Origin of the sequence: Tsukamurella pseudospumae (genome assembly GCF_001575205.1) — a bacterium.
Lineage (GTDB): Bacteria > Actinomycetota > Actinomycetes > Mycobacteriales > Mycobacteriaceae > Tsukamurella > Tsukamurella pseudospumae.
The window spans coordinates 140,888-154,209 of sequence record NZ_LSRE01000050.1 but is presented as its reverse complement, the minus strand read 5'-3'; the positions used below and the strand labels follow the sequence as shown (position 1 = coordinate 154,209).

Sequence of the window (13,322 nt, the reverse complement as noted above, 5' to 3'; positions counted from 1 at the left end):
GCGGATGAACAACCTCGGCCGGTTCGGCCTTGCGATCCTGAGCGCTGCGACTCTGGCGACCAGTGCCTGCGCGACGTCCACGGCCCCGTCGGGCTCGAGCGACGCACCGTCGGCCACCGGAACCGTGACCCTCGTGACCCACTCGAGCTTCCACCTGCCCGAGAACGTGCTCGCCGACTTCACCAAGCAGACCGGCCTGAAGATCAAGACCGTCGAGCTCGGCGACGGCGGCGAGCTGGCCACGAAGCTCTCGCTGACCCCGGGGAACCCGCCCGGCGACGTCGCCTTCGGCGTCGACAACACGTACGCCGCGCGGCCCGTGCGCGCCGGGGTGTTCGACGAGTACGTCTCGCCCGCTGCGGCGAACGGCGCGCAGGAGTACGCGCTCGCCGGCATGCCGCAGCTGACGGCCGTCGACTTCGGCGACGTGTGCGTGAACATCGACACCCGGTACTTCAAGGACAAGAACCTGCCCGAGCCCGTCACCTACCAGGACCTCGCGAAGCCCGAGTACCGCGGGCTCACCGTGGTCGAGAACCCGGAACTCGCATCGCCCGGCATGGCCTTCCTGGCGGGCACCGTCGCGACCCTCGGCGAGGGCTGGCAGGACTACTGGCGCTCGCTGCGCGCGAACGACGTGGCTGTCGCGCCGAACTGGAGTACCGCCTACTCCACCGACTTCTCCGGATCGTCGGGCAAGGGCCCGAAGCCGATCGTCGTCTCGTACGCCAGCTCGCCCGCGGCCGAGGTCGGCAAGGACGGCTCCGCCCCGCCGACCAAGGCGCTGCTCGACACCTGCTTCCGGCAGGTCGAGTACGCGGGCGTGCTGCGCGGCACCAAGAACCCCGACGGTGCCCGCAAGCTGATCGACTTCCTGCTCTCGCCCGCGGCGCAGGCCACGATCCCCGACGAGATGTACGTCTACCCCGTGACCCGCGGCGTCGCGCTGCCGGCGGCGTGGGCCAAGTACGCGCCCGTCCCGCCGAAGGCCGCGACGCTGTCCGCCGAGCGGCTCGCCGACGAGCGCGACGGCTGGGTGCGGCAGTGGCGCCAGCTGATGGGGCGGTGACCTTCCGGGTGCTGCGCGGCGTCGCGCCCTCGGCCTCCCTCGGGCGGCTCGCCCTGCTGGCCGCGCCGCTGCTGTTCGTCGCGGTCTTCTTCGTCTGGCCCGTCGCCGCGATCATCGGGCGCGGGCTCTCGTCCGACGGTGTCTCCCTCTGGGAGGGCTTCACCGGCGCGGGCGGGCTGGGCCTGGTCTGGTTCACCGTCTGGCAGGCCGCGGCGTCGACGTTGCTCACCGTGATCCTCGGGCTACCGCTCGCGTGGCTCACCGCGCGCATGAAGTTCCGCGGGCAGTGGCTGGTCCGGGTACTGGTGACGGTGCCCTTCGTGCTCCCGACCGTCGTCGTCGGCGTCGCCTTCCGGACGATGTTCGCGCCCGGCGGAGGTCTCGGCTTCCTCGGGCTCTCGGAGACGGTGTGGGCGGTGCTGCTCGCGCACGCCTACTTCAACGTCTCGGTGGTGGCGCGGATCGTCGGAGGCGTCTGGTCGGCCGTCGACCCGCGCGCCGAGCAGGCCGCGCGCACGCTCGGCGCCGGGCCGGCGCGTGCCTTCCTCACCGCCACGGCGCCCGCGCTGCTCCCGGCGATCGCGTCCGCGGCGTCGGTGGTCTTCCTGTTCTGCGCCACCAGCTTCGGCATCGTCCTCGTGGTCGGCGGCAGCCGCCTGCGCACGCTCGAGACGGCGATGTACCAGGAGGTCGTCGGGGCCTTCGACCTGCGGACCGCGGCCCTGCTCGCGCTGGTGCAGATCGTGGTCGTGATCCTCGCCGTGACCCTCAGCGGCGCGCTGCGCGTGCGGGCCTCGCGCCCCTCCTCGGCGGCGCGCCCGCAGCCCGCCCGGCCGAGCGGCGCGGCGCGGATCGGCGTGCTCGTCGGCGTGCCGACGGCCGTGGTCGCGCTGCTCTTCCCCCTGGTCGCGCTGCTGCTTCGGTCGCTGCATCCCGACCCGTCGGGGGCACTGAGCCTGGACGCCTACCGCCGCCTGACGGAGGACTTCGGCGGGGTCGTGCCGACGAAGGCGATGGTCATGTCGCTGGTGACCGCCGCGCAGGCGGGCGCGATCGCGCTCGTCGTGGGAACGCTGGCCGCGCTGGCCATCTCGCGCTCGCGCGGTCTGCTGAGCCGGTTCGCCGACGCGGTCGTGATGCTGCCGCTCGGCGTGAGCGCTGTGACGCTGGGCTTCGGCTATCTCCTTGCGCTGCAATCCCTCCCGACGGTGCGCGAATCGCCCGCGGTGCTGCCCTTCGTGCAGGCGCTCGTCGCGCTGCCGCTGGTGGTGCGTGTGCTGGTGCCCGCGCTCGCCGCGGTCGACCCGCGGCAGCGGCAGGTGGCGGCCGTACTCGGCGCGTCCCCGCTGCGCGTGTTCACCACGGTCGACCTGCCGGTCATCGGGCGATCCGTGGCCGTCGCCGCGGGTTTCGCGTACGTGGTTACGCTGGGGGAGTTCGGGGCGGCCAGCTTCCTGGTCCGGCCCGAGCAGATGACACTGCCCGTACTGATCGGCCGCATCTCCGGCCGCCCGGGGTGGGACAACGCCGCGCTGGCGGCGTCCTGCTCCGTGCTGCTCATCGTGGCGACGGTGCTGGTGATCGGGCTCGTCGAAGTGCTCCGCCGGGACGACACCGCGAGGGCCGAGTTCTGACCGGGCGCAGGGGGCGCGGCCGGGGATCTGCGAGAGGGGACTGCACGTGCTGACCATCGACCGCGTGAGCGTGCGGTACGGCGCCGAGACGGCGGTGCGCGAGGTCTCGCTCACCGTCGGGCACGACGCGACGGGAGCCGGGGCGCCGGACGTCCCGTCCGGTGAAGCCTCGTCGGTGACCGCGCTGCTCGGACCGTCGGGCTGCGGCAAGTCCACGCTGCTGCGCGCCGCCGCCGGCCTCGAGCCGCTGGCCTCCGGCCGGATCCTGTGGGACGGCGCCGACCTGGCCAGGGTGCCCACCCACAAGCGCGGCTTCGGCATGGTCTTCCAGGACGGCCAGCTCTTCGGGCACCGCGACGTGGCGGGCAACATCCGCTACGGCTTGCAGCGCCGGCACGTCCCGCGCGCCGAGGCAGACGCCCGGGTCGAGGAGCTGCTGGAGCTCGTCGGGCTGCCGGGCCTGGGGTCGCGCCCCGTCGGGGAGCTGTCCGGCGGCCAGCAGCAGCGCGTCGCCCTGGCCCGTGCGTTGGCCCCGCGCCCGCGCCTCCTGCTGCTGGACGAGCCGCTCTCGGCGCTGGACCGCCGGCTGCGCGACCGCCTCGTCGGCGACCTGCGCCGGATCCTCCGCGAGACCGCCACGCCCGCGCTGGTCGTGACCCACGACCACGACGAGGCGGTGGAGCTCGCCGACACCGTCGCCGTGCTCGACGCCGGCGAGATCGCCCAGATCGATCGGCCCGCCCGGCTGTGGCGGCGCCCCCGCACGCCCGAGGTCGCGCGGTTCCTCGGCTACACGGTGCTGCTCGACGCGCAGGTCGAGCGCCAGCAGGCGACGTGCGCGCTGGGACAGGTCATCGTCGACTGCCCGGACGGGAGGTTCCAGCTGGGCCTGCGACCCGGATCCGTCGTGCTCCAGGCGCACGGGGTCCCGGCCCGGGTGGTCGGCTCGGTCCCCACCGCCGACGGGGTGCGGATCACCGTGGGCGTCGACACCGACGACGGCGAGCTGCTCGTCGAGGCGCTCGGCGACGCCGCGCCCGCGGACGGCGAGATCGTGCGCGTCGCGCTCAACCCGCGGCGGGTCGCCGTGATCGGATGAGGCCGTGACGACCGACGTGTTCAGCCCGCGCCAGGCCCGTGCCCTCATCGCCATCGCCGACACGCTCGTCCCGGGGTGGGACGGTGTGCCGGGCGCGCGCGACATCGACATCGTCGCGTCGGTCTCCCGCACCGCCGCGCACAAGATGCTGCCGCGAGAGCTGCGCGAGCTGAAGATCTTCCTCGACCTGTGGGACACCCGCGGGATGGGCGTGGTCAACAAGATGGGGCCTCGCCGGTTCTCCGCGCAGTCGCAGGCGCGGCGCGAGGAGACGCTGTTCGGTTGGGGCGAGTCACCCGTGCCCGCAGCGCGCTCCGTGTTCCAGGGGCTGCGGTCGCTGCTCATCGGGTCGTACTACATCGCTCCGGGCGCCACCGCAGCCCGCGCCGCGATCGGCTATCTGGAGGCGCCCGGGCCGCTTCCGGACGCCCCGGCACCGTCGTTGCACCCGATCGACCTGCCGGCCGGACGGGCCCTGTCCGCCGACGTCGTGGTCGTCGGCTCGGGTGCCGGGGGTGGGACCGCGGCCGCGGTGCTGGCCGCGGCGGGACTGGACGTGCTGGTGCTGGAGAAGGGCGGCTACCACGACGACCGCGATTTCGGTTCTGGCGAACTCGACGCCCTGACCACCCTGTACGCGGGCGCCCCCGCGATCTCGGCCGAGGGACAGTTCTCCTCGTTCATGGCCGGCGGCACGCTGGGCGGCGGCACGGTGGTCAACTGGTCCACCTCCTTCACCACGCCCGAGCACGTGCGCGCCGAGTGGGCCGCGCACGGCGCGCGCCAGTTCGCGGGCGACGAGTTCACCCGCTCGCTCGACGCGGTGCAGCGCCGCCTGGGTGTGAACACCGATCACGGCCGCGCGTCCTCGCGCGACGCGATCCTCGAGCGGGGCCTGACCACCCTCGGCTGGCACTGCGAGGCCATGCCGCGCAACGTGCTCGGCTGCGACCAGGGCATCGAGTGCGGGCGCTGCGGCTACGGCTGCCGGATCGGCGCCAAGCAGTCCACCGTCAAGACCTGGCTGCAGGACGCCGCCGCCGACGGTGCCCGGATCGCCGTGGGCGTCGAGGTGCGGCGGGTGATCGTCGAGCGGGGGCGTGCGACCGGCGTCGAGGCGATCGGGCCCGACGGTGCCTCGGTCACCGTCGCCGCGAAGGCGGTCGTGGTCGCGGCCGGCTCGCTCCAGACCCCGCCGCTGCTGCGGCGCTCCGGCCTGCGCAACAAGCGGATCGGGGAGAACCTGCGGCTGCACCCCGTGACCGCGGTCGCCGGGGTCTTCGACGAGGACGTCCGCCCCTGGGAGGGCGGCCTGCAGACCCGCTACTCCACCGAGCACGCGGATCTCGACGGCGACGGCTACGGCGTCATCTACGAGACCGGGCCGGCGAGCCCCGGCGCGATCACCCTGTTCCAGCCCTGGCAGTCCGCCGCGCAGCACGCGGCCGACATGCGCGCGCTGCGCAACACGGTGCAGGTGGGCGTGATCGTCCGGGACACCGGAAGTGGGCGGGTCACCGTCGGGCGGGACGGCGAGCCCGTCGTGCGGTACCGCCTCAGCGACCACGACGCCGCGCACATGCACCGCGGCGTGGTGGGTGCGGCCGAGATCCTCGCCGCCGCGGGCGCGCGGTCGGTGCGCAGCTCGCACCAGAACCGGGTCGATGCGCGGCTGCCGGGGTCGCTCGACGGGTTCGCCGCCGCCGCGCAGCGCGAGGGCTACGGTCCTGCGCGATGCATGATGATCGCGCTGCACATCATGGGTTCCGCCGCGATGGGTGGCAGCCGGGAGACCTCGGCGACCGACCCCGACGGCGCGACCTGGGAGGTGCCGAATCTCGTGGTCGCGGACGCCTCGTGCTTCCCGACGCCCAGCGGCGTGAACCCGATGATCTCCATCGAGGCCATCGCCCACATGAACGCCTCGCGGCTGGCAGCCCACCTGGCGTAGGTCACCTCGTCGGGGTGTCCAGGACTACGCCCGGGTGCTCAGTCGATCGGTGAGACGCGGATGAGGTTGCCGTCTGGATCGGCGATCACGAAGGTGCGCCCGAAGACATCGTCATGGATGTCCTCGACGATCCTGTGGCCGTTCGTCGTCCATCTGCCGTAGAGCTCGTCGATCGCCGCGGCTGAACCCGGAACCATGAGTCCCACCTCGGACAGGCGCGGAGTTTCCGGCGTCACCGCCTCTCGGCGGCGACTCCACAGGGCGAAGAGGACGCCCTCCGCGACCTCGAAAGCGACGTAGAACGGCGAACGGAACACCGGTTCGATCTCGAGCAGGTCGGCATAGAAATGCGTCGAACGCTCGGTATCGGTGACGTAGATCAGGAACAGGTTGGGCGCACTCATCGGAAGCCTTCTGGTCGTTGGGATCTGTGCCAGGTCAACGCTGTCAGCGAAAGACGACACCAAGCGTCATGTTTCTTTCGCGGCCGGGCCGCTGCGGCGTCGAATCAGAGATTCGCAATTGCGGATAGCTGGCTACGCTGGTGCCATGTCCAGATTGCGTAAAACCACAAGCCGAAAGGCGTCGTCCACCCGTGCGTGGGCGGTGGTCGTGAAGCTGCGCGACGGATGCACCCTCTACCACTCCGACGGCGAGGGGGATCGGCCGTGGGGACCGTGGGAGAACCGGGCGCGGAGATTCTCTACACGAGAGGAAGCGCAGCGTTACGCGGACCACTGCACCTCGGGTGCGGTCGGCGGCACCAGCTACTTCGTGGTGGATCTACCATCCCTCTGAGCTTCAGCGGGAGTGAGTTCCGAGTCGACGCTCCGGTCGAGGATCAGGGCCGGGGTGCGCTGCCGGGGAGGTACCAGTCGGGCAGGGGACCGGGGCGCAGGGTCGTCGCGTCGCCGGGCCGGGTGAGGGTGAAGAGGGCACGCTGGATGCGCGGGATGCGGTTCATGTCGTCCGAGATCGCCGCCAGCCGGGCCGCGACCTGGGACTCCGGCAGGTCGCCCTCGAGATCGACGGCGGCGACGAGGAACAGGCGATCGGCGCCGACCCACTCCATGTGCAGGAAGCTCACCTGCTTGATGTCCGGGTGCGCGAGCAGCGCCTCGAGCATGCGGTTGCGGGCCAGCGGCGTCGCCTCCTCGCCGGTGAGGAAGTCCATGTTGCGCCGGATCAGGAAGATCGCGACGAAGCCGAGCAGGATCCCGACGGCGATCGACCCGATCGCGTCCCACACCGCGTTCCCGGTGATCTGGTGCAGGGCAAGCGCACTGGCGGCGATCACGATGCCGATCAGCGCGCTGAGGTCCTCCGCGAACACTGAGCGCAGCACCGGGTTGGACGTGATCCGCACGTAGCGCAACGGATGCATCATGCGCTCCTCCGCGCCGGCCCTGGTCTGCCGCAGCGCCTGTAGGAACGACGTGCCCTCGAGGACGAACGCGATGGCGAGCACCGTGTAGGCCCAGCCGTAGTCCGAGGTCTCCTCGGGCGCGGCCATGGCGGAGATGCCGTGCCACACCGACACCGCCGCGCCGACACTGAACAGGCCGAACGCCGCGAACATCGACCACACGTAGCCGGAGCGGCCGTACCCGAACGGGTGGGTCGGGTCCGCCGGCTTCGCGGCGCGCCGCGCGCCGATGAGCAGGAAGACCTCGTTGCCCGTATCGGCCCACGAGTGCGCGGCCTCGGCGACCATCGCCGCCGACCCGGTGACCACCGCCGCGACCGACTTCGCCACCGCGATCAGCACGTTGGCGCCGAACGCGATGAGCACCGTCAGCAGGCTCTCGTCCTGGGACTCGCCCTGCGGAGCCGGCCCGTCCTGCGCGTCGTCACTCATGCTGCCGATCGTAGGCCCGCGGGCGACGCGCGCCGGGCATGATGGTGGTCATGGGTGCATTCGATCCGTACGTCGCCGCCGACCGCCGTTACGAGGGCGTTCCGTACCGTCGCGTGGGGGAGTCCGGGCTCAAGCTCCCGGCGGTCTCGCTCGGCCTGTGGCACAACTTCGGCGACGACAAGCCGCTGCAGACCCAGCGCGACATCCTGCGCCGGGCGTTCGACCTCGGCGTGAACCACTTCGACCTGGCGAACAACTACGGGCCGCCGCCCGGCAGCGCCGAGCGGAACTTCGGCACCCTGCTCGCCGAGGACTTCCGCCCCTACCGCGACGAGCTGATCATCTCGTCGAAGGCGGGCTGGGACATGTGGCCGGGACCGTACGGCTTCGGCGGATCGCGCAAGTACCTACTCGCCTCGCTGGACCAGTCGCTGCAGCGCATGGGGCTCGACTACGTGGACGTCTTCTACAGTCACCGGCCGGATCCCGAGACGCCGCTCGAGGAGACCATGGGCGCACTGCACCACGCCGTGACCTCGGGAAGGGCGCTGTACGTGGGCATCTCGTCGTACGGCGCGTCGCTCACCGCCCGCGCGCAGGAGATCATGCGCGACCTCGGCACACCGCTGCTCATCCACCAGCCGTCCTACTCGATGCTCAATCGCTGGGTCGAGCGCGGCGAGGAGACGCCGCAGGGCACTGCGAGCCGGTCGCTGCTCGAGACCACCGCCGCCGAGGGGATGGGCGTGATCGCCTTCTCCCCGCTCGCGCAGGGCCTCCTCACGAATCGCTACCTCGGTGGCGTGCCGGAGGACTCGCGCGCAGCCGCCGGAAAGAGCCTCTCCGGTGGGATGCTGTCGGAGGAGAACCTCGCGCGGGTGCGCGGCCTCGCCGAGCTCGCGGCCGCGCGTGGGCAGACGCTGGCGCAGATGGCGATCGCGTGGGTGCTGCGCGCGCCGGCCGTGACCTCCGCGCTCATCGGTGCGTCCAGTGTGGCGCAGCTCGAGGACAGCGTCGGTGCGGTGGCGAACCTCGACTTCTCCGATGCGGAGCTCGCCGCGATCGACGAGTTCGCCGTGGACGGTGGCGTGAACATCTGGTGGGGCGCCACCGAATCGACACCGTGACCGGGGCGGCATCGGGCTCGGGAACGGGCACCGTCGGGCGGGTGTACGCGGGTGCCGACGCGCGGACGCGGCACGCCGAGCGGCTCGCGCGCCTGGAGGACGCGGGGCTGGAGCTCTTCGCGACCGCGGGCTATCAGCAGACGACGGTGGCCGCGATCTGCGAGCTCGCCAGGGTCTCGCGCCGGCACTTCTACGAGCAGTTCGGCGATCGGGAGGCGCTGCTGCGACACCTGTACGACGGCGTGCAGGCGCGGGGACGCGCAGCCGTCGCGGCTGCGTTGGTCGACGGTGCCTCCGGCGCCGGCCCCGAGGCCGTGCGGGACCTGGTGTCCCGCGGTCTGGCCGCGTACATCGACGCGGTGCTCGCCGATCCCCGCGGCCTGCGGGTCGCGTTCGTCGAGGTGGTGAGTGTGAGCGCGGAGCTCGAGCGGTTCCGGATGGACAATCGCGCGGGGTGGGCCGCGATGGTGCGGGCCGCAGCCGAGGAGGCCGGCGTGCACGCGGCCGCGCCGTGGGCGTACGCCGCGTTCATCCCGTCGGTCAACGAGTTCCTCATGGCCTGGTGGCAGCACTCCGACGACCATTCCGACCCCGCCGAACTGGTGAACGTCCTGACGTCCGTCCTGACGGACCTGCTGGTGGGCGCACCGTCGGACAGGAATTGACGGCGGTCCTCGCCGGCTGGGCTGCGCACCTGCGCTCGAAAACGCCCTTCTCGGTGCGAACGGGACGGAGGCGGGCTTTACTTGAGGCGCCCGCCCACCATCCGGAGGAACCATGACCGTTGCACCGTGGCCCGCGCAGTCCGGAAACCGCCGACGACAGCACGTCGTCATCGTCGGATCCGGATTCGGAGGCCTGACGGCCGCCCAATCGCTCAAGAACGTCGACGTCGACGTCACCCTGATCGCGAAGACCACGAGCCATCTGTTCCAGCCTCTCCTGTACCAGGTGGCCACCGGCATCCTGTCCGAGGGCGAGATCGCGCCGAGCACGCGCCTCGTCCTGCGTGACCAGGACAACGTCCGGGTGGTGCTGGGCGAGGTCGAGGATGTGAACCTCGCGGCGAAGACCGTGACCTCGAAGCTGATGACGATGGAGACGGTCACTCCGTTCGACAGCGTGATCGTGGCGGCGGGCGCGCAGCAGTCCTACTTCGGGAACGATCATTTCGCGATGTTCGCGCCCGGCATGAAGACCATCGACGACGCACTCGAGCTGCGCGGTCGCATCCTGGGCGCGTTCGAGGCCGCGGAGGTGTCGACGGACGAGGCCGAGCGCCGTCGGCGACTGACCTTCGTGGTCGTCGGTGCCGGACCGACGGGCGTCGAGCTCGCGGGGCAGATCGCCGAGCTGGCGCAGCGCACCCTCGTGGGCGCGTTCCGCACGATCAATCCGTCGGACTGCCGGGTGATCCTGCTCGATGCGGCGCCCGCCGTGCTTCCGCCGATGGGGCCGAAGCTCGGGAAGAAGGTGCAGGCCAGCCTCGAGGAGCTCGGGGTGGAGGTGCAGCTGAACGCCATGGTCTCGGAGGTCGACTACCAGGGGCTGACCGTCAAGGAGAAGGACGGCACCGAGCGGAGGATCGAGAGCGCGTGCAAGGTGTGGTCGGCGGGCGTGCAGGGCAACCCGCTGGGGAAGTTGATCGCGGATCAGGTGGACGGTGTCGAGGTCGATCGCGCGGGCCGTGTCGTCGTCGAGCCCGACCTGACGGTCAAGGGGCACCCGTACGCCTTCGTCATCGGCGACCTGATGTTCGTCAAGGGCGTCCCGGGCATGGCGCAGGGCGCGATCCAGGGCGCCAAGTACGTGACGAAGCTCATCAAGGAGTCACTCGAGGGCCGCGACGACCCCGCGAACCGGAAGCCTTTCAAGTACTTCGACAAGGGCAGCATGGCCACGGTGTCGCGGTTCGACGCCGTGGTCAAGGTCGGGAGGATCGAGTTCGGCGGGTTCATCGCCTGGCTGATGTGGCTCGCGCTGCACCTGGTGTACCTCGTCGGCTTCAAGAACCGGTTCAGCACGCTCCTCACCTGGCTCATCACCTTCTCCAGCCACAGCCGCGGCCAGATGGCGATCACCAGCCAGATGGTCTACGCGCGGTTGGCCATGCACCAGCTCCAGGCGAAGCAGGGAGAGCTGGCCGCCGTCGAGGAGGCGGAGCGGGCCGAGCGCGCCGAGGATTCGGCGTAGCTATGCCGCGCGGGTGCGATTCGGGTTGTCGCGCACGGTCTTCAGGGACTTCTTGAGGTCCTTCTTGGAGGCGCCGTCCGCGGCCAGGCGGTTGAGCTTGTGGATGACCACGGGGCACTTCATGCACCGCGTCTTCTTGCGGCAGCACTTCTTCTTGGGCTTGCTGCCCACGAGTTCGTGCGCCTTGGTCTTACTCACCTCAATAGGTTAGCGCAACCTAATGAGGAGTTGTCAATCGTCACACCGACCGCGCACGATTCGGGCCGGACAGCCTGTTCCCCCTAAACTGGTATCGACCAGGCGTGTCCGCACGTCCCTTTTTCGTGTCCGCGAGACGCGTTCCGTCACGACGGAGCCGCCCGTGTGCGCGGACGCCAACCGCAGGAGAACCCTTGTGAGCCAGCCCAGCTTCCGCAACGTCGCCATCGTCGCGCACGTCGACCACGGGAAGACCACCCTCGTCGATGCCATGCTGCGGCAGTCCGGCGCCTTCGGTGAGCGCGCCGAGCTCGTCGACCGCGTGATGGACTCGGGCGACCTCGAGAAGGAGAAGGGCATCACGATCCTGGCGAAGAACACGGCCGTGCACCGTGTGAACGCCGACGGCACCACCACCGTCATCAACGTGATCGACACCCCCGGCCACGCCGACTTCGGCGGCGAGGTCGAGCGCGGCCTGTCGATGGTCGACGGCGTCGTCCTGCTCGTGGACGCCTCCGAGGGCCCGCTGCCCCAGACCCGCTTCGTGCTGCGCAAGGCGCTCGCCGCCTCGCTGCCCGTGATCCTGGTGGTCAACAAGACCGACCGTCCGGACGCCCGCATTGAGGAGGTCGTCACCGAGGCGCAGGACCTGCTGCTCGACCTCGCGTCCGATCTGTCCGACGAGGCGGCCGAGGCTGCCGAGCTGGCGCTCGGGCTCCCCGTGATCTACGCCTCGGGCCGCGAGGGCAAGGCGTCGACCACCGCGCCCGCCAACGGCGAGGTGCCGGACGCGGAGAACCTCGACGAGCTGTTCGAGATCCTGCACGACCACATCCCCGCCCCCAAGGGCGATGCCGCCGCGCCGCTGCAGGCCCACGTGACCAACCTCGACGCGTCGGCCTTCCTCGGTCGCCTCGCCCTGGTCCGCATCCACAACGGCACCCTGCGCAAGGGCCAGAACGTCGCCTGGATGCGCGAGGTCGACGGCGAGCCCGTCGTCACGACCGCCAAGGTCACCGAGCTGCTGGCCACCGATGGCGTCGAGCGCAAGCCCGCCGAGGAGGCCGTCGCCGGCGACATCGTGGCCGTCGCGGGCTTCCCCGAGATCATGATCGGCGACACCCTCGCCGACCTCGACAACCCCGTCGCGCTGCCGCGCATCACCGTCGACCAGCCGGCCATCTCGGTCACCATCGGCACCAACACGTCGCCGCTGGTCGGCAAGGTCTCCGGCCACAAGCTGACCGCCCGCATGGTCAAGTCGCGCCTCGACTCCGAGCTCATCGGCAACGTCTCGCTCAAGGTCCTCGACATCGGCCGGCCCGACGCGTGGGAGGTGCAGGGCCGTGGCGAGCTGGCGCTGGCGATCCTCGTCGAGCAGATGCGGCGCGAGGGCTTCGAGCTGACCGTCGGCAAGCCGCAGGTGGTCACGCAGAAGATCGACGGCAAGGTCCACGAGCCCTACGAGCACCTCACCGTCGACGTGCCCGAGGAGTACCTCGGCTCGGTCACCCAGCTGCTCGCGAACCGTCGCGGCCGCATGGAGACCATGGCCAACCAGGGCACCGGCTGGGTCCGCATGGAGTTCGTCGTGCCCTCGCGCGGCCTCATCGGCTTCCGCACGGACTTCCTCACCGAGACCCGCGGTACCGGCATCGCCAACGCCGTCTTCCACGAGTACGCGCCGTGGGCCGGCGAGATCCGCGCCCGCCACACCGGCTCGCTCGTCTCGGACCGCCAGGGCAGCGTGACCCCGTTCGCCATGATCCAGCTGGCCGACCGCGGCACCTTCTTCGTCGAGCCCGGCGCCGAGACCTACGAGGGCATGGTCGTGGGCATCAACCCGCGCGCCGAGGACCTCGACATCAACGTCACCAAGGAGAAGAAGCTGACCAACATGCGTCAGTCCTCCGCCGACGTGATGGAGACCCTCGCCAAGCCCATCAAGCTCGAGCTCGAGGCGGCGATGGAGTTCTGCGCCGGCGACGAATGCGTCGAGGTCACGCCCGAGGTCGTCCGGGTGCGTAAGGTGCACCTGAACGCCACCGAGCGCGCCCGCGAGCGGTCGCGCGCCAAGTCGCGGGACCAGTCCGCGGGCTAGGCCCGAGGGCCGACGCCCCGGAGCGGATCCGGGGCGGGTGGCGGTGACACGGCCCGACGGTGACCGGTCGGGCGGGAACGACAGCGAGC

General features: G+C 71.2%; 11 protein-coding genes. 8 read left to right on the top strand and 3 right to left on the bottom strand.

Annotated elements, in window-relative coordinates:
* Nucleotides 1-4 precede the first annotated feature (4 nt).
* The 4 genes from AXK61_RS21550 to AXK61_RS21535 are packed head-to-tail and all read left to right on the top strand — an operon-like array spanning nucleotide 5 to nucleotide 5,753.
* Entirely contained in the window at nucleotides 5-1,069 is a 1,065-nt protein-coding gene (locus AXK61_RS21550) for a thiamine ABC transporter substrate-binding protein (protein ID WP_068746984.1), read from the top strand.
* Nucleotides 1,045-2,703, top strand: a complete 1,659-nt coding sequence (locus tag AXK61_RS21545; RefSeq protein WP_231855635.1) for an ABC transporter permease — start codon at nucleotides 1,045-1,047, stop codon at nucleotides 2,701-2,703. Before AXK61_RS21550 ends, AXK61_RS21545 begins: the two co-directional genes overlap by 25 nt.
* 46 nt (nucleotides 2,704-2,749) lie before the next feature.
* A complete protein-coding gene (locus AXK61_RS21540) occupies nucleotides 2,750-3,802 on the top strand; it encodes an ABC transporter ATP-binding protein (protein WP_068746982.1) in 1,053 nt (350 codons plus the stop codon).
* A 4-nt stretch (nucleotides 3,803-3,806) separates the two neighbouring features.
* Complete coding sequence (locus AXK61_RS21535; protein WP_082789495.1) at nucleotides 3,807-5,753, top strand: GMC family oxidoreductase N-terminal domain-containing protein; 1,947 nt, start codon at nucleotides 3,807-3,809, stop codon at nucleotides 5,751-5,753.
* A 38-nt stretch (nucleotides 5,754-5,791) separates the two neighbouring features.
* On the opposite strand, the gene AXK61_RS21530 is transcribed toward AXK61_RS21535, so the two are convergent.
* Both AXK61_RS21530 and AXK61_RS21525 read right to left on the bottom strand, forming a co-directional pair.
* Nucleotides 5,792-6,217: a VOC family protein gene (locus AXK61_RS21530; RefSeq protein ID WP_231855652.1), complete on the bottom strand. Its 426-nt coding sequence runs from the start codon at nucleotides 6,215-6,217 to the stop codon at nucleotides 5,792-5,794.
* Between the two features lie 377 nt (nucleotides 6,218-6,594).
* Nucleotides 6,595-7,611: a cation diffusion facilitator family transporter gene (locus tag AXK61_RS21525; RefSeq protein ID WP_068746981.1), complete on the bottom strand. Its 1,017-nt coding sequence runs from the start codon at nucleotides 7,609-7,611 to the stop codon at nucleotides 6,595-6,597.
* Nucleotides 7,612-7,661: 50 nt separating this feature from the next.
* Here AXK61_RS21525 and mgrA point away from each other — a divergent pair, with 50 nt between their 5' ends.
* The 3 genes from mgrA to AXK61_RS21510 all read left to right on the top strand — a co-directional run bounded on the left by mgrA (nucleotide 7,662) and on the right by AXK61_RS21510 (nucleotide 10,931).
* On the top strand, nucleotides 7,662-8,738 hold the full coding sequence (gene mgrA, locus AXK61_RS21520) for an L-glyceraldehyde 3-phosphate reductase (protein ID WP_068747182.1): 1,077 nt from the start codon (nucleotides 7,662-7,664) through the stop codon (nucleotides 8,736-8,738).
* Nucleotides 8,735-9,403 carry a TetR/AcrR family transcriptional regulator gene (locus AXK61_RS21515; RefSeq protein ID WP_175400101.1) on the top strand — a complete coding sequence of 223 codons (669 nt, stop codon included), beginning with the start codon at nucleotides 8,735-8,737 and terminating at the stop codon, nucleotides 9,401-9,403. Before mgrA ends, AXK61_RS21515 begins: the two co-directional genes overlap by 4 nt.
* Before the next feature lie 112 nt (nucleotides 9,404-9,515).
* Nucleotides 9,516-10,931: an NAD(P)/FAD-dependent oxidoreductase gene (locus AXK61_RS21510; protein ID WP_068575097.1), complete on the top strand. Its 1,416-nt coding sequence runs from the start codon at nucleotides 9,516-9,518 to the stop codon at nucleotides 10,929-10,931.
* Here the strand turns inward: AXK61_RS21510 and AXK61_RS21505 are convergent, their stop codons facing one another.
* A complete protein-coding gene (locus AXK61_RS21505; protein WP_068575098.1) occupies nucleotides 10,932-11,129 on the bottom strand; it encodes a hypothetical protein in 198 nt (65 codons plus the stop codon). It abuts the gene before it with no gap.
* 196 nt (nucleotides 11,130-11,325) lie between these two features.
* On the opposite strand from AXK61_RS21505, the gene typA reads away from it, so the two are divergent.
* The gene (typA, locus tag AXK61_RS21500; protein WP_068575099.1) at nucleotides 11,326-13,233 is read left to right on the top strand and encodes a translational GTPase TypA; all 1,908 of its coding nucleotides are present in this window, start codon (nucleotides 11,326-11,328) and stop codon (nucleotides 13,231-13,233) included.
* Nucleotides 13,234-13,322: the final 89 nt, after the last annotated feature.

What these genes read in the sequence shown, in the direction of transcription:
- AXK61_RS21550 (WP_068746984.1), top strand. Translation starts at nt 5, where the DNA reads ATGAACAACCTCGGCCGGTTCGGCCTTGCGATCCTGAGCGCTGCGACT.
- AXK61_RS21525 (WP_068746981.1), bottom strand. Translation starts at nt 7,611, where the DNA reads ATGAGTGACGACGCGCAGGACGGGCCGGCTCCGCAGGGCGAGTCCCAG.
- mgrA (WP_068747182.1), top strand. Translation starts at nt 7,662, where the DNA reads ATGGGTGCATTCGATCCGTACGTCGCCGCCGACCGCCGTTACGAGGGC.
- AXK61_RS21510 (WP_068575097.1), top strand. Translation starts at nt 9,516, where the DNA reads ATGACCGTTGCACCGTGGCCCGCGCAGTCCGGAAACCGCCGACGACAG.